This is a genomic window from Streptomyces mutabilis (assembly GCF_014649815.1).
Taxonomy (GTDB): Bacteria; Actinomycetota; Actinomycetes; order Streptomycetales; family Streptomycetaceae; genus Streptomyces; species Streptomyces mutabilis.
On the sequence record NZ_BMTT01000016.1, the window covers coordinates 68993 to 92490 of the forward strand.

Below are 23498 nucleotides of genomic sequence, written 5' to 3' on the forward strand. Positions count from 1 at the left end.
GTGCCCTGGCGCTCTCGCCGTTACCTGCTTCAGCAGCGCGGGTGACGGCTTCGAGGAGCGCGGTACGGGCCTGGTCTGCGAGCTGAGGCTCGCTGCGGTTATCAGTCATGCGCACACAGTAAGCCCTGATGTATGACTCGTTCCCCCCTGCCTCATTCGCCCCAACTCGGGGCGCAGACTTCCGCCCGCCAGGCGCGGGCCGGATCGCACAACCCCCGCCAGGCGCGGGGCCGAACCATTCCGACGCGCACCAGGAGTGCACGCATGCCCAAGCGAACCCTCCCCCGCCTCGCCGTCGCTGGCGCTGGCTGGGCACACCCCTACGGCCACAGCCCTTTCGCGCCGTACCTGTACGCCGACGGCGGGGACGGAGACAACTCCGCATCCGACAACGGCGACAGCGGTGACGACACGGGCGCCGACGACGGCCAGGACGACGACGCCGGCGGGACCGGCGACGACTCCTCGGACGACGACGCGGCCAAGGACGAGAAGCCCAAGCCGAAGCCGCCGGCGAAGAAGGACAGCGACGACCCGGCGGCCGAGCTGGAGCGGCTCCGCAAGGAGTTGCGCCAGGCCAACGCGGACGCCGCGAAGGCCCGCACCACGGCGAAGAAGAACGCCGCCGAGGAGGCCAAGGCCGAACTGGTCCAGCAGATGGGCCGGGCACTCGGCCTGATCAAGGACGACAAGGACGAGGCGCCGGACCCGGCGAAGCTCACCGCGGAGATCGAGCGCGCCACCGAGGCGCACCGCGAGACCGCTGTCGAGCTGGCGATTTACCGCAGCGCAGGCAAGTACGGCGCTGACCCGGACGCCCTGACCGACAGCCGGACCTTCCTGAAGTCCATCAAGGGCCTGGACCCCTCGGAGGACGGGTTCGCGAAGAAGGTCTCCGAGGCCATCAAGAAGGCCGTCGAGGCCAATCCCAAGCTCAAGGCCGCGAGCCAGGCGCCCGCGCGCACATCCGGTGACTTCTCCGGCAGCTCGGAGAAGCCCAAGAACCAGAACTCGATCGAGGCTCAGCGCGAGGCGCGCAGCAAGGCGCGCAGCTGAGCCTCTCCAGTAGAGAGGGCCCGCAATGGCCAACGCATTTCTGACCCCGGACCTGATCGCCACGCGGGCACTCGCCACGCTGTACGAGACGACCGTCATGGCGCAGCTCGTCCACCGCGACTTCGACTCCGACTTCCGCGGCAAGCAGGGCGACACCGTCACCGTGCGGAAGCCCGCCACGTTCACCGCGGCCGAGTTCGACCGGACCACCGGCATCCAGCCGCAGGACGCGGTCGAAGGCTCCGTGGACGTCAAGCTGAACCACTTCGCCGACGTGTCCTTCACGGTGACGACGGAGCAGCTGAACCTGGAGATCCAGGACTTCGGCACCCAGCTCCTCGACCCGGCGATGGAGGCGATCTCCCAGAAGATCGACCGCGACCTCCTCGCGCTCCGCGACGACGTCACCCAGACCGTCGGCGCGACCGCCGGCCGGACGCTGGGCGACCCGGAGATTCTGATCGACGCGGGCACGACCCTGAACAAGCAGAACGTGCCGTCGACGGACCGGCAGGCCGTGATCGGGCCGGCCACGAACGGTGAGTGGCTGGACTCCCCGGTCCTCAAGCAGGTCAACACCTCCGGGTCTACGGAGGCGCTGCGTGAGGCGTACCTGGGGCGTCGCCTGTTCGGGTTCGACCCGTACATGACGCAGAACATCGAGGAGCCGGAGGAGGGCCTCGCCTTCCACCGGTCCGCGTTCGCCCTGGTGATGCGGCCGCTGGAGGTGCCCCCGGGCGCCCAGGACGCCGTCATCATGAACTACAAGGGGTTCAGCCTCCGCGTCGTCTACTCGTACGACATCAAGTACAAGCAGACCGTCGTGTCGGTCGACTGCCTCTACGGCACCGCGACCCTCGACGCGAACCGGGCCGTCCTCCTGACCGGCTCGCTCTCCTAACAGCCCCCCTTTCCGGACGGGGAAGGGCAGCGGGAACGCGGGACGCCGGAGAGGGCCGGCGTCCCGCACCCGTATCCATCGACCACGACTGCGAGGTGTCTGGTGCCGACGTCGGACCGTGAGGGCAAAGGATGGGCGGCAGCCCGGATCGAGGAACTCGCGCCACGCACGATCGTCGACATCGGCCCCGGCGCAGGCACCTACGTGCGACTCGCCCGCGAGCGGACACCGGACGCCCGGTGGATCGGCGTGGAGGCGTGGGGCCCCTACGTCCGCGAGTACGGGCTGTGGACCCTGTACGACTGGGTGATCGTCGCTGACGTCCGGCACCTCGACATGTACACCGTCGACCGCGCCCCGGACCTCGTGATCCTCGGCGACGTGCTGGAGCACATGACGCAGCTGGAGGCCCGCGGGGTCATCGCCCGGATGCGGGACTGGGCACAGCACCTGCTGATCAGCGTGCCGCTGGCCCACCACCCGCAGGGCGAGCACAGCGGGAACTGGTTCGAGGTGCACCGCGAGCACTGGACAGGCCCGCAGATGCGACGAGAGCTGGGGCCGGGCCTCGTCGACTACCGGGAGGGGCAGGTGCTCGGCTACTACTGGTGGTCTGCGGCGAAGGCCGCAGGGGGCCGCCCGTGACGCCCGTGACGGTGGCCGTGCCGTTCCGCGGGGGACAGCTGGATCGGGAGATACACGCCGACTACATCCGAGCCCAGTTGAAGGCCATGCTGCCGGAGGCCCGGCACATCACCGCCGACGCACCGGGCGCCGACTTCTCCCGCGCGGCAGCCCGCAACGCTGCTGTGCGCGAGGCCGGGACGGGCGTGGTCGTCCTCTGCGACGCCGACACCCTCCCCGAGGAGCAGCCGCTCCGCGACGCCGTCACAGCCGCCGCCAACACCGGGCGCCTGCACCTGCCGTACACCCTGTACCGGGCGCTCGGCCCGGACAGCACCCTCGCCGTCTACGCCCGCAGCCTCGACCCGCACCAGGTGCAGGCCAGCGAGACGAGCATGCGCCCCATCGGCGGGATCTGGGTGATCACCGCCGACGCCTGGTGGCAGGCCGGAGGCATGGACGAGGCCTTCCAGGGCTGGGGGTTCGAGGACGACGCGTTCTGGGCCGCCGCCGGATGCCTCCTCGGCGAACCCGTCCGCCACACCGGCATGATCACCCACCTCTACCACCAACCCGCCGCCACCGGCCCCCGCAGCGACAACTACCGCCGCAACCGCGACCGCTACATGGCCTACAACCGGGCACGCCGCCACCCCGCATCCATGCGGAAACTCCGCGACCTGGACGTGGAGGTGACTGGGTGAACATCACGGCGGTGGTCCACTACTACCTGCCCACCCACCGCGCGGGCGCCGAGGTGATGCTGCACGAGCTGCTGTGCCCCCTCGCCGCCCGCGGGCACCGGGTGCAGGTGTGGGCGACGGACCAGGACGGACCCGACACCGTCGTGGACGGCGTCCACGTTCACTGCGGCCGGCCGAACACGCTGGACGCGACCGTGGTGGTGTCCCACCTGAAGAACGTCCCGCTGGCGAGGGACCTCGCGCGGGCGGCACGGGCGCGGTTCGTGCAGGTCCTCCACTCGGACGCCCCGTGGATCGCCCGGGAAGTACGGCGCGGCGCGGACCTGTTCGTCGCCAACACCCACTGGGTCGCCGACGCGCTCTCGTTGCGGGCGCGGCGCCTGGTGGTACGGCCGCCGGTGTGGCCGGCCGACCACGCGACGACACCCGGCGACCGGGTGACGCTCGTGAACCCGCTGCCGGAGAAGGGCGCAGGCGTGTTCTACGAGCTGGCCGCGCGCCTCCCCGGCGTGCGGTTCCTGGCGGTGGAGGGCGGCTACCAGCAGCCCGAGCAGACCCGGCCCTCCGGGCAGCCGAACATCGCCTGGCAGCCCCACACCACGGACATGCGCCGGACCGTGTGGTCGCGCACGAAGGTGCTGCTGATGCCCAGCAGCTACGAGTCGTACGGCATGTGCGCGGTGGAGGCCGCAGCGTCTGGGATCCCCACGATCGCCGCGCCGACCCCGGGCCTGCGTGAGGCGCTCGGCGACGCCGGACTCTGGGCCGACCCGGACGACGTCGACCTGTGGGAGAAACACCTGCGGGACCTCCTCGACGGCGGGTGGGGAGCAGCGTCGGCTGCCGCCCTGGCCCGCTCCCGGGAGCTGGATTCGACCGGAGAGGTGGCCGAGTGGGTGCGCACGGTGGAGACGTCGCTGTCGTAGTGCCCTGGCGGCCGAGCCCCGACCGGCTGCCACTGTGGGACTGGGTACGGGCCCGCTGGGCCGCCGAGTTCCCGGACTGGCCGATTCTCACCGGCGGCTGCCCGGACGGCGTCTGGTCCAAGGGCACCGCCGTTGCGGACGCCCTCACCCGCACCAGCGCCCGCACGGTGATCGTCGCGGACGCCGACGTATGGACACCCGGCATCCCTACGGCGGTCGACGAGGTCCTCGCGGGCCGCGCTCGGTGGGCGATGCCCCACGCTCTCGTCCGGCGCCTCACCCCGGACGCCACTCTGGCGGTCCTCGACGGCGCGCCGCTCGACGGGCAGCCCACCGTCGAAACCCATCAGGGGATGCCCGGCGGCGGCCTCGTCGTCGTGGCCCGTGACCTACTCGACGGCGTCCCCATGGACCCAGCGTTCACCGGCTGGGGCCAAGAGGACAGCGCGTGGGCGCTCGCCCTCACCACCCTCGCCGGGCCGATGTGGCGCGGGACGGCCGACCTGACCCACCTGTGGCACCCGCCGGCGCCGCGCCGGTCCCGCTCGGTCGGATCGGCCGAATCGCTTGCCCGCTTTCGCCGCTACGTGGCGGCGTCCGGCCGCCCCGACGAGATGCGCGGGCTGCTGGCCGAGTTCTGTCCGACCCCGCTGGAGGGATCACCGACCGTGTACCGCTACAGGAACGACAACACCGGCGACGAGGTGGAGTATCCGCAGCCGAATGCCCGGCTGGAAATGCTGCCGAACTGGACCCGCATCGCCGCCCCGGAGCCGACGAGCGAGCCGACCACCCAGTCGACGGTCGGCCGGCCTCCGGTCAGCGAGCCCAAGGCCGCGTGGGTCGAGTACGCCACGAGCCTCGCTCAGGACTCCGACGAGGCCGCCGAAATCCTCACCCTCACCAAGGCCGACCTCATCGACCGTTACGGCAAGGAGAACTGAGACCCATGGCCGACCTCGTTACCAACTTGGGCAAGGGCCGCCACGTCTACTACGCAGCCCAGGCGCAGGCCGGGACCGGAGGCGCCGTAATGCGCGCCGTCGTCCTGGAAGCCGCCGGGCTGGAAGCGGACGACGCCCTCCAGGACTACGACACCCTCGCCGCGCTCCTCGCCGGAGCGTCCAACGAGCAGACCACCATGGGCCGCAAGGCCCTGACCGGGGTCACGGTCACCGTCGACGACGCCGGGAACAAGGCGTCGTGGACGGCCGGGGACCTGGTGTGGACCGACGCGACCGGCAACGCCACCGGGAAGATCGTCATCTGTTACGACCCCACCGGCGCCGGAACCGACGCCGACCTGCTGCCCTTGACCCTCCACGACTTCGCGGTCACCCCCGACGGCACCTCGATCACCGCGAGCGTCGGCGCGGACGGCATCGCCGTCTCCGAAAACCCCGCATAGCCAAGGGAGAGGGGGAGCGCCGTGCCCGTCATCGCACTCGGAACCGTCCACGAGACAGCCACCGCCGCCCCTCTCCCCGGCCGCGACGCCACCCCCACCGCCCAACTCGTCGACGACTTCAACGACGGCATCGTCAACGCGACTCTGTGGCCCGACTCCTACGGCGGCGTCACCGAAGCCGACGGCCGCGCTCAAGTCCCCTGCGGCCTCGACTACGCGGCTTACGCATCCGCACCGATCTACACCCTCCGCAACAGCCACCTGTCCTGCCGCGTCTACCCCGCGGCCCTCGACGACGCCACCACCGAGTGCTGGACCCAGGTCCTCATCCAGACCACCACGCCCGGCACCGACGTCACCATCGAGTACGACGCCACCGCCAACACCCTCGCGATGAGCCTGCGCGTCGGCTACACCGACCCCAACTACCTGGCCATCCCCTACGACCCGGATGCGCACGCCTACGTGCGCATCCGCCAGACCGGCACCGACCTCCTGTGGGAGACCAGCCCGGACGCCCACGCGTGGACCACCCGACGCACGAGCCCGGCACCCGCCTGGGTGTCCGACCCGGACCTCCAGGTGCAGCTCATCGCGCACCGCAGCGACGGCGTACCGAACGTCGCCGAGTACGACAACGTCAACGTCATCCCCCCGATCACGGTCGTACCGCTCGGCGCCGCCTCCGACGTGGCTGGCGGCCGTCCGGTAGGGGCGTCGAAGGGGATCGTGCTGGCTGCTGCCGGTCTGGTCGACGGCGCGGGCCCCGTGGACGGCGCCAAGGACATGCGGCTGGCGGCGGCCACCGTGGCGGACGCGGCCAGGTCGCTCACCGTCGCACGGGCTGCACGGATGGGGGCGGCGGTCGAGGAGTCGACGGCCGACCATGTCGGCCACGCCCGTACTGCTGCTGTGGGAGCGGCGGCGGAGAGGTCGGCCGGGCTCCCGGTGACCGCAGCGAAGGCCACGACGCTCAGCACCACCCGCACGGCCGACACCGCCGGGGCAGCCACCGCTACGAAGCGGACCGTCCTCGCCACCACCCGCACCACCGACGCCGCGACCGCCTACACAGCGGACGCAGAAGCCCAGCTCGGCACCGCATCCGCCCCCGACACCGGACACGCCTGGACAAGCCACAAGGGCACTGCCCTCACCCCTGCGAACACCGTGGCGACCGCACTGCCGGTGACGGCGGCCAAGTCCCGACCGCTTGAGGCGGCAGCCGCCACGGACACCGCGCTCCCTTGGACGGCCGCACGGACCGCACCACTCCCGGCCGCACACGAGCAGACACACGCGGCGCCGCTTACCGGCAGTAAGCAGATCGGTCTCGGCACCGCGGTCACAACCGATGGCGGCCAGCCGATCGGTGGCCACTCCGCCGGCGAACTTGGTACCCCGCGAGCCGCGGACGCGGGTGCTTCCCTGACCGGGGTGAAGCGACGCGCCCTGGGCGCCTCGCGCGCGACGGAGACTGGTCAGCCGCTGGCCGCGGGCCGCACCGCCCCCGTGGACACGGCCCGAACTGCGAACTACGGGACCGCCCTGGCGCGGGGCAAGACCATCCGACTCGACGCCGCACGCTGTGCCACGCACGCCGGACCGATCACCAGCCGGAAACACACCGACCTCGGGTCCGCGCACCTTGTCGACCACGCCGGCCGGATTCGGCAGCCGTTCCAGACGCGCCGCCTCCGCGCTGCGTGCTCCCGCGAGGAAGCGGCCGCGATCCCGTGGCAGAAGCAGCAGCCCGCCGACCAGCTCACGCCGAGCACGGCTGGACCGCTGCTGACGCCGTCGGTATCCGGGCCAGCCCTCATCGCTTCGACCGTCGGCCCGACCCTGGCCGCGACATCCACTGGAGGTGGCTGATGCCTGACGTGGGAGACGTGGTCACCGCAAAGCTCCTCGTCTCGCCGTTCGACGTGAGCACGACGGCGACGCTGACGGTGACCGCACCGGACGGCACCACGTCCGCACCCGTCGCCTCCACTGTGGACGGCGGGCAGACGTGGACGGCGCCGCTCACGTACACGGCGGCCGGAATCTGGCTGCTGCACTGGACGGTGACCGGCACCGGCGCGTCGGTGGAGAACGAACAGGTCGCCGTCGCACCGACCCCGGACGCTGGTCCGGCCGGACGCGTGTACGCGACGACGACCGACCTCGCGAACTACCTGCAGGCCGCGCCGCCGCTGAACGCCGCGCTGCTGCTGCGGGACGCCTCGCGGATGCTGGAGCAGCGGGTCCTGCGGTTCTGCCACTACGACGTCGACACCACGGGGGTGCCCACCGACCCGGATGTGAAGACGGCGATCGGCCGGGCGGTGTGCGCTCAGGCCGCCTGGTGGGACGAGGTCGGCGACCACACGGGCGCGGCTGGAGCCGGGTACGGGAACGTGTCGATCGGCTCCGTCAGCCTCGGCCGGACCACCGGCTCGGCCTCGTCGTCCGCGTCCGGTCAGGACTCGGCTGCCCGGCAGATCGCCCCGCAGGTGTGGGACGCCCTCCGCGCCCCGCAGCTGCACGGCAAGTTGGTGGTCGGCGGGGTGACGGTGCCCTGATGAGCCGCATCCCCGGCTGGCTGCTCCGCCACCGCATCACCATCGAGCCGTACCGGGGCTCGTCCAGCACCGGCCCCGTCTACGGACCCCCCACTGCGGTGCGGGCATTCGTGGACGAGCAGACCCGCGCGGTCGTCTCCCCGGGCGGCGAAGAGGTCACCTCCTCATCGACGGCGTACACGGCGCCCGGCACGAGCGCACCGCCGCTGTCGCGGGTGACGCTCCCCTCCGGCCGCACCACGACCGTCATCGCCTGCCTGTCCCGCGACGGCGGCGGCCTGCCGACACCGGACCACGTGGAGATCCAACTCCAGTAGGAGGTGCCAGCTGTGGCGCAGCGTTTCCGACTCGACTTCAACGGCGCAGCGGTCGAGCGGAACCTCCGCGCCGCCGCAGCCCGCGGCCTGCTCCTCGGCGCCGAACACGTCCTCGCCGAGGCCCAAGACGTCGTCCCGCTCGACGAGGGCTACCTCCAGTCCACCGGTACCGCCTCCGTCGACGACAGCGACCTCACCGCCGCCGTCAGCTTCGACGGACCGTACGCGGTTCGCCAGCACGAAGAGCTGGACTGGCGCCACGCACCCGGCAGGCAGGCCAAGTACCTGGAGCAGCCGCTCAACGCCAGCCGCGGGCCCGTGCAGCGGATCATCGCGGCCGAGCTGAGGCGGGCCCTGCGATGAGCCACGAAACGCGCCTGATCACCGGCCTCGCCACACTCCTGGCCGCCCACCAGATCGGCGTCTACGACCCGACCGGCGTCTTCCCCGACGGCGCCACCGGCATCATCGTCGGCCGACTGTCCGACGAGCCGGACCGGGCCATCGGACTGACCACCTACCCGGTTGCCGACGACGACTCCACCGACTCCGTCACCGGCGTCCAGGCCCGCATCCGCGCCGGCACCGCCGCGACCGACGTACTCGACCTGTCCGACCTCGTGTTCGGCGTCCTCCACAACCGGCGCAGCTACCTGCTGAACGGGGTGTGGGTGGAGATCTCCTGGCGGAACTCCGAGGCGTGGATCGGCCAGGACACCCGCGGCCGTATGGAGCGGTCCGCGAACTATTACGTCCGGACCGTGCGGTCCGGCTCGCACCTGATCGATTAGGAGGACCGCATGTCCACTCCTGTCCCCACGAACGAGAACGAGCTTGCCCGTGAGTGGCGGCTCGAAGTCAACATGGGTACGGACGAGGTGCCGGACTGGCAGCTCTGCCCCGGCGTCCGCGAGTTCCAGCCGTCGGCCGAGCCGAACATCGAGGACTCCTCGGACTACGACTCGGACGGCTGGGCCGGGAACACGAAGACGGCGCAGGCGTGGGAGCTGGCGGTCACGATCCGCCGCAAGGCCAACAAGGCGGCGAAGGTGTACTCGCCGGTGCACGAGGCGATCCGTCTCGCTTCCGACGCCTACGGCGAGGCCAACCTCGTCCACCTGCGCTGGATGAACCGCGAGGGCCTCCCGGAGGCGTACGAGGGCAAGGCCATCCCGACGTGGGCACCCGCAGGCGGCGAGTACAGCGCCTTGGGTGAGGTCGAGGTCACCTTCACCGGTGACGGGCCGCGCCTGGTCATCGACAACCCGCTGGCGGGGAGCTGATGGCCGCGCAGTTCGAGGCACTCGGCGACTTCCTCGACGACTACCTGGAGCTGCCCGTCCTCACCGAGGGCGGGCAGACTCGCGTCTACCGGATCCCTTCGCCGACCGCCGAGGCAGGCCTGCGCGTCGAGGCCATCACGAAGGCCGCAGCACAGCTCTACCTCGGCGGTGCCGCACCGGACGAGGAGATGCTGAACGACGACGAGGAACGCGACCTGTTCCGTCTCGTCCTCGGGCCGGTCCACGACGAGATCGCCGCCGACCTGTCGTGGTCGCGGTTTCGGCACGTCGCGATGACGACGATGGTGTGGGTCCTTAACGACCGCGACACCGCCGCGAAGTTCTGGGCCAGCGGTGGCGACCCTTCTCTCTTGGCCCCGAACCGGGCGGCCCGTCGGCAGCAGAGGTCAGCGCCCTCGGCGTCGGCCGCGGCGAACGGGACCCGGTCACGGGGCTCTACGAGTGGTACGAAGGCGGGCTCCCGCCAGCGTCGCAAGCGCGGTCCCAAGGCCGGCGGGTAACGCGCACCGACCTGCTGGAGCAGTGGCCGCTGGTGGAGGCGGACTTCCAGGACACCTACGGCCTCGACCTCAACGACGAGCAGCTACTCGACCGCCGGTCGTGGCGCTGGTTCCAGACCCGCCTCTACGGCCTCCTCTCCGCCGAATCCCGCATCGCGCGGCACTTCGCACCTCCACCCCCCAAGCAACCCCGTAGGAGGTAGCTGTCGTGGCTCTCGTCGTAGGCGAACTCACCGGCGTCATCAGCCTCGACGCGGAAGGCGTCACTCGTGGCCTGACACAGGCCGAACGCGCGATGCGCCAGGCCGGACAGGCCATGGGCGACGACGCCGAGCGGGCCGGGCAGCAGGCCGGGCAGCAGCTCGGCGACGGCGTAGCCGACGGCGTCACCGACGGCCTCAACCGCGTACAGGGTGACGCCGCGCAGGCCGGACGCCAGGCCGGTGAGGAACTCGGCGACGGCATCGTCCGCGGGGTCGATGGCCGACTCCGTGATGCGCGCGGCCGATTCGTCACGGCTGGCCGCGCTGCGGGTGACGCCGTCGGCGACGGCCTCCAGGACGGCGGCGAGCAAGGCGCCGACGCTGCCGCGGCGGGCATGAGCGAGCAGATGAAGGGCCGCATGACTGCAGCCGCGGCCGGGATCGGTGCCGCCGCGGGCATGCTGCTCATGCAGTCCTTCGCCGAGGCCCTGAACCAGGGGGAGATCACGGCCCGGCTCGGCGCCCAGCTCGGTACGACGCCGGCGGAAGCGCAGCGGTACGGCAAGCTTGCCGGGCAGCTGTACACGTCCGCGATCGTCGATACCTTCCAGGACGGCGCGGACACCATCCGGGCTGTCGCATCGGCCGGCCTCATCCCGCCTGGGGCGACAAACGCGCAGATCAAGAGCATCGCGGCGAACGCGTCGGACCTTGCCGATCTGATCGGTGTGGACGTCACGCAGGCGGCGAGCGCGGCCGGGACGATGATCCGGAACGGGCTCGCGAAGGACGGGCGCGAGGCGTTCGACCTGCTGGTGAAGGGCTCACGGGGCCTCGGTATCGCGTCCGAGGATCTCCTGGAGACGTTCACCGAGTACTCGCCGGTCTTCAAAGCCGCAGGCCTGTCCGGGCAGACGGCGATGGGCCTGATCCGGCAAGCCGTGCAGGGCGGTTGGGGCAAGGACACCGACAAGATCGGTGACGCCTTCAAGGAGCTGAACCTGAGGATCACGGGCGGCGCCAAGGATGTCCAGGACGCACTGCGGGGCCTCGGTCTCGACGCCCAGCAGGTCATGGACGATATCTCCGAGGGCGGCGCCAAGGGCGAGGCGGCGATGGACCTCGTCCTCGACGCGCTGGTGGAGATGGGCCCGGAGACGCAGGGCGTGAAGCAAGCCGTGCAGACGTTGTTCGGCGGGCCGGGCGAGGATCTCGGCGCGGCGTTGTTCGCTCTGGACGTCGACAAGGCGGGCGCGTCCATGGGCAACGCGGCAGGGGAGGCCGACAAGCTGGGTGCTGCCCTGCGGGACAGCGCGGGCACGAGGGTGAAGCAGTGGCAGCGCGGCATGCAGCAGGGCGTCGTGGACTTCCTCGGCGGCAGCGTCATCCCCGGCATCGAGCGTTTCCGTACGGCGCTCGGCGGGATCTGGGACCAGGCGGGTACGCAGGCGGGCAGTTCGGCTTTCGCCGACCAGTTGGTGGCGTTCATTCCTCTTCTCGGGCAGCGGCTCCTGACGAAGGCGCAGGAGCTGGCACCGAAGATCATTGAGGGGCTCACGAACGCCGGGCAGCGGGTCGCCGAGTACGTGACGACGAACCCGACGTCCGTGTTCAAGGCGGTGGCGATCGCTGGGGCGCTGACGATCGCTTTCGCTGCGCTGCCTGCTCTGGTGGCGCTCGGGCTGAGTGCTGCGGCCGTGGCGATGATGGTTGGCTTCGTCGGTCGGCTGATCTCCTCGTTGGGGGAGAACATCCCGCTGTGGTGGGCGTCGTTTACGGGCTGGGTGTCGGAGAAGGCGGCGCAGGCCGGGCAGGTATTCACGGTTTTGGGCGTCGCGATCGGCGTGTGGTTCATGGGCCTGTGGTCGAAGTACGTGTCCGGGCCGGTGTCGCGGACGTGGGCGTCGTTCATCTCGTCCGTGCAGGCCCTCCCCGGCCGCGTACGGACCGCGCTCGCGGGCCTCGGCCCGGCCCTGGTCACCCTCGCCTCCGCAGCCTGGCGGCGCTTCCGTGACACCACCGTGCAGCGCGTCCAGAGCCTCGTCGGCTGGCTACGGGGCCTGCCCGGGATGATCTCCCGGGGCATCGGTCACCTGGGCTCGCTGCTGTACGGCAAGGGCCAGGACGTCGTCCGGGGGCTGCTGAACGGCGTCAAATCGATGGGCGGCTACCTGAAGTCCCAGCTCATGAGCTTCGCACGGTCCATGATCCCCGGACCCGTCGCGAAGGCGCTCGGAATCGCCAGCCCCTCGAAGGTCATGGCCAAGAGCGTCGGCCGGTGGATTCCCCGCGGCATCGTCGCCGGTATCGAGTCCACGGCCGGGGAGGTCGACCGGACGATGGCGGGCCTGGTGTCGACGCCGACGCCGTCCGCGTCGTACGCCGGCGTAGTCGGCTCGGCAGTTGGCGGCAGTGCTGTGGCTGGCGGTCGAGGCTCGATGAAGACGGTGCGACTCACCGGCGGTGACGCCTTCGGAGACATGGTTATCAGCACCATTCGTAAACGCGTCGGCGTCGAGGGCGGCGATGTGCAATTCGTTCTGGGGAGGTGACCGTGGCATTCCCCGAGGATCCGCTTGGGCTGCGCGCGGAAATGCTGGTTGATGGCGCGTGGACAAATTTCACGGCCGATCTTTACACGAGGGACCCGATTACCCACCAACGAGGCATTCGGGACGAGGGCACAACGGCCGCTCAAGCATCAGTGCCCATGACGATCAACAACAAGGGCGGCAAGTACAGCCCGCGCAACCCGATGTCTCCGTACTACGGCAAGATCGGCCGCAATACGCGCGTGCGGCTATCGGTGCCCGGCGACGAGTCCTACCTCCAGCTCGACGGCGACCCGGCCGCCTACGCGTCCACCCCGGACGTGGCCTCCCTCGACCTCACCATGGACCTGGACCTGCGGTGGGAGGGAGAGGCGGACTGGTACGCCACCGCTCCGCAGATGCTCATCGGCAAATGGGGCGCCGCAGGTCAGCGCAGCTACCACATGCGGATCGAAGCCGGAGCGCTGTACTTCCACGGCGCCCGCGATGGCACGGTCGGCCCCTTCCAGGCGCAGTGGCTGCCCGCGCTGCCCCGCCGTGCCGCACTGCGCGTCACGCTCACCGGCGGCGCCATCGTCCGCCACTACTGGGCCGAGTCCCTGGATGGGCCCTGGACACAGATCGGCTCGGACGTCACCCTGCCCAACCCGCTCACCACCGGTCTGTTCGTCAGCACGGCACCGCTCCTCATCGCCCCCAGCCAGGACGACGCGTCGGCTACACGGCCACCTGTGGCCGGCCGTGTCTACCGGGCCGAGGTCCGTGGCGCTGGCAACGCCGTGGCGGCCAGCCCCGACTTCCGGTCTCAGGCCGCCAGCGCGAGCGGCTTCACGGACTCTGCTGGCCGCGCCTGGACTGTGGCCGGGGGCGCCGAGATCCGCGACCGTGTGGACCGGTTCATCGGTGAGATCAGCGAGTGGCCACAGAAGTGGGTGGCCAGTGGCGCGGACGCGTGGGTGCCCGTGCAGGCGGCCGGGATCCTGCGGCGCCTCGGACGGGGCACCAAGCCGCTGGACTCGGCGCTGCGCCGCCGCATCCCTTCCTTCGGCCCGATGGCGTACTGGCCGATGGAAGAGGGGCAGAACGCTACCCGGGCCTACTCGCCGCTCCCAGGCGGCGACTCACTAAAGTTCACGAACGTGCAGTGGGCCGCCGACAGCACGCTGCCCTCATCCGGGCCGCTGCCCACCATCAACGCGCAGACCGGCCAGACCGCGTGGATGTCCGGGCCCGTCCGCAACAGGAGCTGGGCCAGCCTGCCCGCCTGGTCGGTCGTCTGGATGTACCGGATGCCGCAAGTCCCCGCGGCCCGACGAACCTTTATGCACATCTCCACCACCGGCACCATCCGCCAGTGGTACATCCAGATGGGCCCGGATGACTCCCGCTTGCTCGGCCTGGGCTACGAAGGGGAAACCCTCGTGGACCGAACGATCCTGACCAGCCGGGACATCTTCGGCGAGTGGGTCAAGTGCCGCTTCTCCGTCGAACAGCAAGGCAGCAGCATCCACTACGCCCTCGTATGGACCGACGTCGGCGGCGACGCAGGGTTCTACGAGAACACGGTGACCGGCACCACCGGACGACCGACCGGCGTCGCATCACCCCCCGGCGGCTACCACTCCGACCTGAACGGGATGGCGATCGGCCACATCTCGGTCTGGGACCACTTCTACACCACCGCCTACGACAACGCGATCGTCGCCTGGACCGGCGAGACAGCGGGCGACCGCATGCTCCGCCTGTCCGAGGAGGAGGGTATCCCGGTCACGCTGACCGGTCCGCCGTCCTCTACAGAGCCGGTGGGCCATCAGGAGATGGCGCCCGTGCTAGGGCTGGTCCGCACTGCGGCGGACGCGGACGGTGGCATGCTCACCGAGGATCAGACGGCGCTGAAGCTGCTCTACCGGCCGCGGTCGACCCTGTACTCGCAGACCCCGGCGCTCGTACTGGACTACGCGCAGGGTCAAATCGCCGGGCCGCTGGACCCGGTAGACGACGACACCTCCATCCGCAACGACGTCACCGTGACCCGAGCAAAGGGAGGGTCCGCCCGAGTCGTCCTCGCCTCCGGCCCGCTGTCCGTGCAGGAGCCGCCGGACGGCGTAGGTGTCTACGACGACTCGATCACGCTCTCCCTGCATAGCGACGACCAGACCGAGGGCAAAGCCCACTGGGAGCTGCACCTGGGGACGTGGGACGAGCCCCGCTACCCGGCCGTCACCGTCAACCTCCACCGTCACCCTTCGCTGATCCCGGCGGTGCTGGCCATGCGCGAGGGCGACGTCATCCGCCTGACGAACATGCCGAAGTGGGTGGCGCCCAACGACGTCGACCTGATGGTCATGGGCCTGAAGGAGCAGTTGCTGCCCCGGACATGGTCCATCACGTTCGACTGCGTACCGGCCGGACCGTGGCGGGTCGGTGTCGTGGACGACCCCATCCTCGGACGGGTGGACACCGACGGATCGCAGCTGGCAGCCGCCATCGACGCCACCCAGACCGCCATCCCAGTCCGGGTCACCGACGGGCCGTTGTGGGTGCAGGCCAACCCGGCTCTCAACAGCAACGCGTCCTTCGAGGAGAGCCTGGCGGGATGGGAGGCGGCCGGCGCGAGCCTCGCCCGGATCCCCACTCCGCGACCGGTCCCTACCTGGGGCGAGTGGTCGCTGCAGATCACCCCTGACGGGGCGTCGCAGTTCCCGAACGCGAGTAGCACACCGCTGCCGGTCACCGCTGGTGCAGGGTACGTCGCCTCCGGCTGGCTGCGATGCGTCAGCGGTCGGGCGATCTCGTTGAACGTCAACTGGTTCGATGGCACGAGCGCGTACCTGACGACCAGCAGCAACAGCCAGCTGGTGGTGGCGGATACGTGGACGTGGTTCGAGGCGACGTTCCCGGCACCGGCCGGCGCGGTCACGGCGAGCCTCGTCCCGACGATCCCTGACTTCCCGCCGGTCACCGACACCCTGGTCGTCGAGCAGGTCACCCTCCGTCCGGCGGGCGGAAGCCCGCGCGACTTTCCGTTCGAGGTCACTGCGGGTGGTGAGGTCATGCGCGTTGAGGCGGTTGAGGACACGGCCGTCGACGCCCAGACGTTCACGGTCGCCCGGTCCGTCAACGGCATCAGCAAGAGCCATACGGCGGCCACTGGGCTGCGACTCGCCCACCCCACTCAACTCGCCCTGTAGGAGGCCCCTGTGCCCTATGAGCCCTGGCAACCGGGCATGAGCATGACTGCCACCCGGCTCCTGTCTATCTCGCCGACATGGCAGCCGTGGACACCGACGTGGACGACGTCGTCCGGCCTGCATCTGCCGTCCTACGGCAACGCGACGGTGAACTGCGCCTACGCGGTGTCCGCGAGAACCGTCTTCTGGCGAATAAATATTGTCTTCGGCAGCACGACGAACTTCGGGGCCAACGCCGACGCGGCGGACAACTGGTTGTTCTCCCTGCCCATCAACGCACCCAGCCTGATCGAGGCCGCCGGCTTCGTCGACCTCCACGGGTCCGGGTCGGCCCGCGCGATGGCCCGCGCCCGGATGATCACGACCGGCAGCATCGGCCTGGAGATCGCGTCGGGGCGCCCGGACGGCGTCGCTATCGCATCACCTGGACTGGTGGATTCGATCAGCCCGTGGGCGTGGACGTCGGGCATGGCGATCCGCGGTCAGGGTGTGTACGAGGGCGCTGTCTGAGCTTTGCCCGCTTCCTCTCGCCCCGTGCCGCCCGGCCGGGGCTTTCCTCATCTCGGAGGGCCTCTTGTCCGTCACGATCATCAGCCGGGCCGAGTGGGGCGCAAGGCCCTGGAACGGCACTCCGGCCTACGTCGCCCCGAGCCAGCGCCACGAGTGGTTCGTCCACTACGACGGAGCACACCACATCAGCGCCACCGGCAACGCGGTGCCGCAGGCCATCGACCGCCAGCACCACGCAAAGGGCTGGGCCGGGATCGGCTACAACTTCGTCGTCGACCAAACGGGCAACGCCTACGAGGGCCGCGGGTGGGACCGCCAGAGCGCACACTGCCCCGGCCACAACGTGTCCGGCCTGTCGGTACAAATCGCTATCGGCGGCGACCAGGAGCCCAGGCCGGCGGCCCTCGCGACCGCCCGCGCCCTGTACGACGAGGGCTGCCGCCGGGCCGGCCGGACCCTGACGATGCGCGGGCACCGCGACGGCATCGCCACCCAGTGTCCCGGCGACATCCTCTACGCCTGGGTGCAGGACGGCATGCCCGCGGACGGCTACGAGGCCCCGACCGGCGGGACCGTGCCCGCGGGGTGGGACGGGAAGTCGTTTCCCGGCCGCGGGGCCTTCGCGCTGGGGCAGTCGCACCCGGCGGTGACCAAGCTCGGCGAGCGCCTGACCGTCCACGGCTACGGCGAGTTCTACCGGGTCGGTCCCGGTCCTCGCTTCACCGAGGTCGACAAGGCCGCTGTTGAGGCGTTCCAGGAGGCGCAGGGCTGGACCGGCGGCGACGCCGACGGCTACCCGGGCCCGGAGACGTGGAAGCGGCTCATGGCAGCCCCGAAGAAGACGACCCCCGCGAAGACCCCGCCGCCGTTCCCGGGCCGGTCCGCGTTCGCCCTCGGCAAGACCCACCCCGCCGTGGAAACGCTGGACGAAGGCCTCATCCGCGGAGGCTGGACCCGGCACCACGACGGCAACGGCTACCAGGCCGGCCCCCGCTTCACCGAGCACACCCGCCGCAACGTCGCCGACTTCCAGCGCTCCCACCCGCTGCTCAGCGGCGACCCCGACGGCTACCCCGGACCGCTCACCTGGCGGCTCCTCCTCTCCTGACCCGACCCAACACCAGCACCCGTACCTGAGAAAGGCTGCCCCATGCCCGAACTCCACTTCGACGGCCAGACCGTCGTCAAGACCGCCAGCACTTACGCCCGTGACCTCCTGGAGCGCGTGCTGTCGACGTTCCTGCAGAGCTTCATCGGCGGCATCGCCGTCACCACCCCGCTGGATGCGTCCATGTGGTGGGCCGCCCTCGTCGGTGGCGTCGGCGCGGCCGGCGCCCTGCTGAAGGGCTTGTTCGCCCGCGTCCGCGACGTCACCAACAGCGCGTCCCTCGCCAAGGGGGTCTAGTGGTCACGCCCGATCCGGGCGTGTACATCAGCCCGGCGCAGACGTACCAGGAGGTACGGGATCTGGCGAAGGCGGTGGGCCGCATCGAAGCCAAGCTCGACGGCCTCCTCGACGAGACCAAGGACATCCGCGGCGACATCGCCGACCACGAGCTTAGGCTCCGCACCCTCGAACGCGCCCGCTGGCCGCTCCCGACGATCGGCGTCCTTGCGGGCGTCGCCGGTGCGGCCACCGGAGCGCTCGCTCTCTTCGTCCGATGATCGCGGCCCCCATCGCCTTCGGGCGGTGGGGGCCGTTTTGTCGTTGCTGGCTACGCCGTCACCGGTCGGGCGTCGCTCCACAGCGCCTCGACGTGCTCGGCGAACCGGTCGAACAGGCCGCCGGCGCCCCGGCGGCGCAGGTGGAGTAGTGGCGAGTCGTGTCCTAGGAGGTTGGCCAGGTGCGGCGTCACCAACATCTCGTCATCGAACCGGAACACCGACAGCGCAATGTGCTGATCGCTCAACCGCGCCTCCACCGCACCGTCTTCGATCCGGCTGAGCGCATCGAGGGTGATCTGGATGCGGGTGCTGACCGTGAGCGGTACCGCCTCGATGGCTTCCCGCCGGCGCGTCACCTCGGACTCGGGGTCACCGACCAGGAACCGCACCGCGCAGCCTGCCTCCGTCTTCGCCGCCAGTCGCTCCGGCATTCGGGGCTGCTCCTGCCAGATGAAGTAGTTGGTGTACCCAGCGTAGGTGATGTCCCGCTTCGCGCCATCGAAGAGGCGGGACCACACTGCGGTCGGGCAGGCGTTGCGGTACGGGTACGTCGCCACGATCTCCCGGTCCGGGCCGGGCGCCACGACGCTCCGGATCTTCGGCCACAGCACGTCTGCATCAACTCCTAACACCCCAGCCACGTCATCCCGCGTCCGCGGGTGGGGCACGCGGGCTGGGTCCGTGATCCAGCGATCCACCGTCTTGCTGCTCACTCCGACTCTACGGGCGAGGCGGGAGCGGCTGATTCCGGCGGCGTCGATAGCGCGCTGAAGTTCCTTGTTCAAGGCTTCCCCCCAGGACACTTGGGCCGTTTAGGGACGGTAGCGCGTGCCGTCCCGAATGGCCCCTGATCGTCAGTACAACCGTCCCAACCGGCGATCCACGATGACGGGCACCAGCAACCCCCCAACACGGAGGTAGCAGTGGCCATCACCCTGACCCGTCCCGCGCCGGAGAAGGTCGCCGAGCGGGCCCGCGAGATCCACGCCGCATGGATGGCGGACCCGGAGATGCCCGCCGTCCTCGACGGCTGCAAGAAGTACAGCAGCGACTGGACCGACGACTACGGCCAGGTCCTCATCCCCGAGTACAACGTGGAGCGCGACGCACCGCCGCTCATCGACGACGCGCTGCGCGTCATGGCGCTCAAGTCGGCGGTGTACGAGATGACCGACGGCGACGAGCTGGCGGCCGAGCTGCCCGTGCCGGTGCCGGTCGACACCGCGGTGCACGCCTTGTGCGCACAGTTCACCGCCCTGTCCCGGGTGCAGGCCCGCACGGGCCGCCTGTTCGTGCACAGCACCGTCCGGGAGCACGAGGCCGGCCGCGCGTGGCGACTCGGCGACTACACCCACCAGGCGTACCGCGCGACATTCGGCCCGGTCGACGAGCGGTACTGGATCGACGAGCCGGAGGCCGAGCGGCGCCGCCAGATCCTCGACGAGAAGTACGCGACGATCGGGATCACCGAGCGCGGGATGGCCTCCACCATCGACTACGCCGCAGCGTAACCGACCGGCCTGTGATGGGCTCCGCCTCCAGCGGCTTGGGGGGCGGGGCCTGCCTGTCTGGCTCCAGCCCGATCTTGTGCGGGTGGACGCAGGCTGGCGTGCGGTCGGCGGTGTACCGGCGGCCGTCGGCCGGATCGAACGGGCACTCCCAGGAGGGCCGGTCGTAGATGACGAAGGCGTCGCGCGGGAACCGCAGCGAGGGGCAGATCCCGCACACGGGCCGGTCGTCGTGGTCGGAGTCGGGATCGATGTACGGCTGCGGCGTCGCGGCGTCGTCCATGGCGGAAGGCTACCGGCCGTGCCGCTCACACGGAGTCAGGCTCGGGGCGGCTCGTCAACCACGTAGGAGCCCTTGCCCCGGACGGTGCGGACGAGCCCGCGCTCGACGAGCAGCTGCACAGCGGCCCGCGCGGTCGGCCGGGACACGGAGAACTCGTCGCAGATCGCGGCCTCGGACGGAATGCGCCGGCGCGGCGGGTAGGTGCCGTCAGCGATGCGCGCGGTGAGCACCGTCGCGATCTGCTCGTACAGCGGGTCTGGCCCGTCCAGGTCCACGGTCATAAAACGACCGTAGGAGGCATACGACGGTGCTTCCCGTCGGGTGACGTGACCTGACAACACCTGACAAGCGGAGTAGCGTCGGAAGAGAGAGAACCCCCGCGACCGTGCGACCGGTCCGGGGGCGTGGCCGACTGCGAAGGAGTCGACATGGAAGAGAGTACGCAGAACCAGGCCGCCGATGGCACCCCCACGAGTTACGGCTACTGCTCTTGGCACGACCGCTTCTCAGAGGGCGTCCGGCTGATTCGTCTCGGCAGCGGAGATATGCACTACGCCTGCGTGCACTGCGTCCGGATCTACAAGCTCACCCCCTACGAGGACCAGTGAGCACCGCGCTGCCCAACGCGGCCAGCCTCAGCCGCGCCGTGTACTCCGGGTGGGCCTGCGTCCTCTGTGGCGCATCCCTCGCCACGGGCGGCGTCCCTGCTGGCCGAGCCCGCGGACAGATAGGCGCCGTCTGCCTGGACGTCGACGTCTACCGATGCCGTCCCGGCCGCGGCTGCGCGGCCAAGACACCAGCGACCAGAAAGGGGCGCCGATGAAACCGGGCCACGAGATGGGCTACTGCTGGCAGAAGTTCGGGCCGCGTCAACTGCACTGCTGCCGACCGCCCGGGCACACCGGTGCCTGTTCGACGCCTTACGGCGGCGGCGCCACAGAGTTCCGCTCCCGGCTCGTACGCCGGCCAAGCCGGTAGCGGTCCCAGCGGCCCGTCTCCGTCCCCCGTCGGAGGCGGCCCGCTCCTTCAAGCTCCTGGCAGCCAGCCAGGGGATGCCGGGGACTCCAGTGTCGGCCAGAAGGGGCGGCTGCCCGTGCCGAAGCACCCCAGGGCAGCCGCCCGTCAGCGGACGAGGTCCGCGAGGGGCACGTCGAGAACGTCAGCGATGAGCAGCAGGTGGTCAAGGAGTGTGGAGTAGGCGCCCTGCTCGATCCGGTTGATCGTCTTACGGTCCAAGTCGACGAGTTCGGCGAGCTTCTCCTGCGACAGCGTCCGCTCGGTGCGGACGGCGCGAATACGGTCTCCGATCTGGCGTCGGCGGGCTGGTACCCAAGCGGGCAGCGGATCGGATGGCACGCATACACGCTGGTAGGCGCCGCGATCGGTGTCTGTACCATCGTTGGTACATTTCAGAGAGCGGATTTCAGCCCGACCGCAACCCCCTCGGGTAAGGAAACACCCGTTCGATTGACACGCCGAATAGGGACCTTGCCTCCGGCAACCCGCTCCGCCGAGGGTGGAACCACGCCCTCCCCCGAACTGGCCGACCGCCGTACTGCCCCCCAGGCTGCGGCGGCCCGGCCAAGGCGCCCCCCGACATGCGTCCGGGGGCGCCGCCCTACTTCCACTTGATCTCGATCGTCGACTTGTCAAAATACGTTCCATCCGGCTGCCGCCCCGGCCGCGCCTTCCCCACCCGGACCTGCATCGCAAAGTCGATCGCCGCCCGCCGCCGCGACAGGTCGAACGTGTCGTTCCACACCTCCACCGGATCGTCCGCCGCCAGCAGCTCAGCGACCGGGTTCGCCGCCACGACCTCCTTCAGCACGTCCTCGGCGGCTTGAAGACGCTTCCTCGCCGCACCCGACGCGACACGCCACTCCTGCATGTCCATCTCGTCCCGACCCAGCGCCTCCGCCAACTCGTCCAGCTTCTGCCGGGCCTGCCGCATGTCCCGGCGCACCTGGACCACGTCGACCTGCGGCTCAGCCCGCCGCGTGAACAGAGCGGCGGCGTCGGGCTCCTGCAGTCGCCTCATCAGGTGCAGCTGCACGTAGTCGTCCAGGCTCTGACCGTCCCGGATCACGCATCCACTGTCGCAGCGGTACGCCGGCTTCTTCACCGGAGCAGGCCCCACGCCCGTGCGCCTCTGCCGCTCGCGGATCTTCTTGCTGCGGACCACAGCCCGCGGAAACCCAGTCAGCTTTCCGGTGCCGCACTCGGCGCACTCGTAAATGTTGCTGCCGAGGTACTTCCGGACGTTCGTCCCGGACGTGTACCGGCTCGGGTCCTGGAGGACCGCTACAGCGCTACGCCACGTCGCCTCATCGGCCAGCGCCATCCAATCGCCCCTGCCAGCTATCTGTCCTCGATGCTGAAGGAACCCGGCGTTACGGGGCCGCAGGAGAATGGTCCGCACCTGGTTGACGTCAGGCGTCTTGCCACGGCTGGACACTACGCCCCGGGTCGCCCAGCCCTTGGCCGTGCTCCTCAGCGACACCCCCGCCACGACCCCTTCCAAAGCCGGGTGGACAAGGGCGGCCTCGGATCCCTCGGCGAACCCGGCAGGGACCTGGCACGCGTCACAGACGAAGTCCACGCACAGCGCATCCCGAGCGTCGCAAGCCTGGCACACCAGATCACGCGTGAACCGGCCGACCACCTCGCAGTCCTCGCACGTGCGACGCATCGTGAACCCGTCCGGGCCTTGCAGGTGGCAGCGCGGGCATTCGAGAGTCCGCGGGGTAACCCCGTCGGGCTCGTACCCGAAGGGGCGAGGCCCACCGCTGTACTCACCGTGGCTGGCCTTCTGATCGCGGGCCCTCTTCGACCGCTCGATCATCCGCTCCACCTCATAGCGGGCCTGGACGCCAAGCTGCCGGGCGATCATCCGGCCGGTGGCGGTGGACAGGTCGAGGTGGCCGGCCTTCACGGTGCGCGTGTCGATGGTGCGGGGCGAGCAGACGTCGATGTACTCCTCCAGCTCGACCGGGGAGCGGTGGAGGCGGTCGGTGTGCCAGGCCAAGACGCAGTCGGCCTCGCCGTCGCGGAGCCGCTGCAGCATGTCCTTGTAATCGGGGCGCGGCTTCCCCGAGTAGGCCTTGACGATGCGGTACTCGACGGTCGGCGTGGACAGCTGCTCGGCGAGCGCGCGAATGTCGTCGAGCTGCCGCTCGGTGGCGAGGTGAGCGCCTTCGCGGTCCTCGCTGATACGGGTGTACGCGAAGCAGCGGACGATGCGGCGGGCGCTGGTGGCCTTGAGGTTCCTGGACACGTCGT

28 protein-coding genes are annotated in these 23498 nt (G+C 70.4%); 23 read left to right on the forward strand and 5 right to left on the reverse strand.

From position 1 onward, the window contains the following. Positions 1–264 precede the first annotated feature (264 nt). From IE142_RS26985 to IE142_RS27085, 21 genes are all read left to right on the forward strand, one after another. Entirely contained in the window at positions 265–1056 is a 792-nt protein-coding gene (locus IE142_RS26985; protein ID WP_191888165.1) for a hypothetical protein, read from the forward strand. Positions 1057–1081: 25 nt separating this feature from the next. Continuing rightward, positions 1082–1957: a major capsid protein gene (locus IE142_RS26990; RefSeq protein WP_191888166.1), complete on the forward strand. Its 876-nt coding sequence runs from the start codon at positions 1082–1084 to the stop codon at positions 1955–1957. Positions 1958–2059: 102 nt separating this feature from the next. Then, entirely contained in the window at positions 2060–2602 is a 543-nt protein-coding gene (locus IE142_RS26995) for a class I SAM-dependent methyltransferase (protein ID WP_191888167.1), read from the forward strand. Further along, positions 2599–3285, forward strand: coding sequence for a galactosyltransferase-related protein (locus IE142_RS27000; protein ID WP_191888168.1), 687 nt, complete (start codon positions 2599–2601; stop codon positions 3283–3285). The genes IE142_RS26995 and IE142_RS27000 overlap by 4 nt, the downstream gene beginning before the upstream one ends. After that, positions 3282–4211: a glycosyltransferase family 4 protein gene (locus IE142_RS27005; protein ID WP_191888169.1), complete on the forward strand. Its 930-nt coding sequence runs from the start codon at positions 3282–3284 to the stop codon at positions 4209–4211. Before IE142_RS27000 ends, IE142_RS27005 begins: the two co-directional genes overlap by 4 nt. Then, positions 4178–5155, forward strand: coding sequence for a hypothetical protein (locus tag IE142_RS36990; protein ID WP_229830902.1), 978 nt, complete (start codon positions 4178–4180; stop codon positions 5153–5155). Before IE142_RS27005 ends, IE142_RS36990 begins: the two co-directional genes overlap by 34 nt. Before the next feature lie 5 nt (positions 5156–5160). Then, on the forward strand, positions 5161–5619 hold the full coding sequence (locus IE142_RS27015) for a hypothetical protein (RefSeq protein WP_191888170.1): 459 nt from the start codon (positions 5161–5163) through the stop codon (positions 5617–5619). A gap of 21 nt (positions 5620–5640) precedes the next feature. After that, positions 5641–7494 (forward strand): hypothetical protein, encoded by a 1854-nt coding sequence (locus tag IE142_RS27020; RefSeq protein ID WP_191888171.1) that lies wholly within the window; start codon positions 5641–5643, stop codon positions 7492–7494. Beyond that, positions 7494–8186, forward strand: coding sequence for a hypothetical protein (locus IE142_RS27025; protein WP_191888172.1), 693 nt, complete (start codon positions 7494–7496; stop codon positions 8184–8186). Before IE142_RS27020 ends, IE142_RS27025 begins: the two co-directional genes overlap by 1 nt. Next, complete coding sequence (locus IE142_RS27030) at positions 8186–8503, forward strand: hypothetical protein (protein ID WP_191888173.1); 318 nt, start codon at positions 8186–8188, stop codon at positions 8501–8503. The genes IE142_RS27025 and IE142_RS27030 overlap by 1 nt, the downstream gene beginning before the upstream one ends. 12 nt (positions 8504–8515) lie before the next feature. Further along, on the forward strand, positions 8516–8866 hold the full coding sequence (locus tag IE142_RS27035) for a hypothetical protein (RefSeq protein WP_191888174.1): 351 nt from the start codon (positions 8516–8518) through the stop codon (positions 8864–8866). Beyond that, positions 8863–9294 (forward strand): phage tail terminator protein, encoded by a 432-nt coding sequence (locus IE142_RS27040; RefSeq protein ID WP_191888175.1) that lies wholly within the window; start codon positions 8863–8865, stop codon positions 9292–9294. Before IE142_RS27035 ends, IE142_RS27040 begins: the two co-directional genes overlap by 4 nt. A 9-nt stretch (positions 9295–9303) precedes the next feature. After that, positions 9304–9786 carry a phage tail tube protein gene (locus IE142_RS27045; RefSeq protein WP_191888176.1) on the forward strand — a complete coding sequence of 161 codons (483 nt, stop codon included), beginning with the start codon at positions 9304–9306 and terminating at the stop codon, positions 9784–9786. Beyond that, the gene (locus IE142_RS27050) at positions 9786–10307 is read left to right on the forward strand and encodes a DUF7426 family protein (RefSeq protein ID WP_191888177.1); all 522 of its coding nucleotides are present in this window, start codon (positions 9786–9788) and stop codon (positions 10305–10307) included. The genes IE142_RS27045 and IE142_RS27050 overlap by 1 nt, the downstream gene beginning before the upstream one ends. A 32-nt stretch (positions 10308–10339) precedes the next feature. Beyond that, on the forward strand, positions 10340–10510 hold the full coding sequence (locus IE142_RS27055; RefSeq protein ID WP_191888178.1) for a hypothetical protein: 171 nt from the start codon (positions 10340–10342) through the stop codon (positions 10508–10510). A 5-nt stretch (positions 10511–10515) separates the two neighbouring features. Next, complete coding sequence (locus IE142_RS27060; RefSeq protein ID WP_191888179.1) at positions 10516–13062, forward strand: phage tail tape measure protein; 2547 nt, start codon at positions 10516–10518, stop codon at positions 13060–13062. 158 nt (positions 13063–13220) lie between these two features. Next, positions 13221–16253 carry a hypothetical protein gene (locus IE142_RS27065; RefSeq protein ID WP_191888180.1) on the forward strand — a complete coding sequence of 1011 codons (3033 nt, stop codon included), beginning with the start codon at positions 13221–13223 and terminating at the stop codon, positions 16251–16253. A gap of 36 nt (positions 16254–16289) precedes the next feature. Next, entirely contained in the window at positions 16290–16763 is a 474-nt protein-coding gene (locus tag IE142_RS27070; protein WP_191888181.1) for a hypothetical protein, read from the forward strand. A 64-nt stretch (positions 16764–16827) separates the two neighbouring features. Continuing rightward, a complete protein-coding gene (locus IE142_RS27075; protein WP_191888182.1) occupies positions 16828–17871 on the forward strand; it encodes a peptidoglycan-binding protein in 1044 nt (347 codons plus the stop codon). A 42-nt stretch (positions 17872–17913) separates the two neighbouring features. After that, complete coding sequence (locus IE142_RS27080) at positions 17914–18168, forward strand: hypothetical protein (RefSeq protein WP_191888183.1); 255 nt, start codon at positions 17914–17916, stop codon at positions 18166–18168. After that, positions 18168–18428, forward strand: a complete 261-nt coding sequence (locus IE142_RS27085) for a hypothetical protein (protein WP_191888184.1) — start codon at positions 18168–18170, stop codon at positions 18426–18428. The genes IE142_RS27080 and IE142_RS27085 overlap by 1 nt, the downstream gene beginning before the upstream one ends. A gap of 50 nt (positions 18429–18478) precedes the next feature. On the opposite strand, the gene IE142_RS27090 is transcribed toward IE142_RS27085, so the two are convergent. Next, positions 18479–19039 (reverse strand): DUF5919 domain-containing protein, encoded by a 561-nt coding sequence (locus IE142_RS27090; protein WP_306432608.1) that lies wholly within the window; start codon positions 19037–19039, stop codon positions 18479–18481. A gap of 312 nt (positions 19040–19351) precedes the next feature. Between IE142_RS27090 and IE142_RS27095 the strand changes: the two genes are divergently transcribed. Beyond that, entirely contained in the window at positions 19352–19939 is a 588-nt protein-coding gene (locus tag IE142_RS27095; protein ID WP_229830905.1) for a hypothetical protein, read from the forward strand. On the opposite strand, the gene IE142_RS27100 is transcribed toward IE142_RS27095, so the two are convergent. Then, positions 19893–20219 carry a hypothetical protein gene (locus tag IE142_RS27100; RefSeq protein WP_191888186.1) on the reverse strand — a complete coding sequence of 109 codons (327 nt, stop codon included), beginning with the start codon at positions 20217–20219 and terminating at the stop codon, positions 19893–19895. The two genes, IE142_RS27095 and IE142_RS27100, sit on opposite strands and share 47 nt — an antisense overlap. A 35-nt stretch (positions 20220–20254) precedes the next feature. Beyond that, a complete protein-coding gene (locus IE142_RS27105; protein ID WP_191888187.1) occupies positions 20255–20500 on the reverse strand; it encodes a GntR family transcriptional regulator in 246 nt (81 codons plus the stop codon). Between the two features lie 147 nt (positions 20501–20647). Here IE142_RS27105 and IE142_RS27110 point away from each other — a divergent pair, with 147 nt between their 5' ends. Further along, entirely contained in the window at positions 20648–20827 is a 180-nt protein-coding gene (locus tag IE142_RS27110; RefSeq protein WP_191888188.1) for a hypothetical protein, read from the forward strand. Between the two features lie 514 nt (positions 20828–21341). Here IE142_RS27110 and IE142_RS27115 read toward each other — a convergent pair. Continuing rightward, the gene (locus IE142_RS27115) at positions 21342–21575 is read right to left on the reverse strand and encodes a helix-turn-helix transcriptional regulator (protein ID WP_191888189.1); all 234 of its coding nucleotides are present in this window, start codon (positions 21573–21575) and stop codon (positions 21342–21344) included. A 262-nt stretch (positions 21576–21837) separates the two neighbouring features. Then, a complete protein-coding gene (locus tag IE142_RS27120; RefSeq protein ID WP_191888190.1) occupies positions 21838–23493 on the reverse strand; it encodes a recombinase family protein in 1656 nt (551 codons plus the stop codon). Between the last annotated feature and the right edge of the window lie 5 nt (positions 23494–23498).

Coding starts and splice junctions, on each gene's coding strand:
- IE142_RS27105 (WP_191888187.1), bottom strand. CDS start 20,500: ATGACCGTGGACCTGGACGGGCCAGACCCGCTGTACGAGCAGATCGCG.
- IE142_RS27080 (WP_191888183.1), top strand. CDS start 17,914: ATGCCCGAACTCCACTTCGACGGCCAGACCGTCGTCAAGACCGCCAGC.
- IE142_RS26990 (WP_191888166.1), top strand. CDS start 1,082: ATGGCCAACGCATTTCTGACCCCGGACCTGATCGCCACGCGGGCACTC.
- IE142_RS27065 (WP_191888180.1), top strand. CDS start 13,221: ATGACGATCAACAACAAGGGCGGCAAGTACAGCCCGCGCAACCCGATG.
- IE142_RS27025 (WP_191888172.1), top strand. CDS start 7,494: ATGCCTGACGTGGGAGACGTGGTCACCGCAAAGCTCCTCGTCTCGCCG.
- IE142_RS26985 (WP_191888165.1), top strand. CDS start 265: ATGCCCAAGCGAACCCTCCCCCGCCTCGCCGTCGCTGGCGCTGGCTGG.
- IE142_RS27040 (WP_191888175.1), top strand. CDS start 8,863: ATGAGCCACGAAACGCGCCTGATCACCGGCCTCGCCACACTCCTGGCC.
- IE142_RS27070 (WP_191888181.1), top strand. CDS start 16,290: ATGAGCATGACTGCCACCCGGCTCCTGTCTATCTCGCCGACATGGCAG.
- IE142_RS27030 (WP_191888173.1), top strand. CDS start 8,186: ATGAGCCGCATCCCCGGCTGGCTGCTCCGCCACCGCATCACCATCGAG.
- IE142_RS27100 (WP_191888186.1), bottom strand. CDS start 20,219: ATGGACGACGCCGCGACGCCGCAGCCGTACATCGATCCCGACTCCGAC.
- IE142_RS27110 (WP_191888188.1), top strand. CDS start 20,648: ATGGAAGAGAGTACGCAGAACCAGGCCGCCGATGGCACCCCCACGAGT.
- IE142_RS27015 (WP_191888170.1), top strand. CDS start 5,161: ATGGCCGACCTCGTTACCAACTTGGGCAAGGGCCGCCACGTCTACTAC.
- IE142_RS27050 (WP_191888177.1), top strand. CDS start 9,786: ATGGCCGCGCAGTTCGAGGCACTCGGCGACTTCCTCGACGACTACCTG.
- IE142_RS27045 (WP_191888176.1), top strand. CDS start 9,304: ATGTCCACTCCTGTCCCCACGAACGAGAACGAGCTTGCCCGTGAGTGG.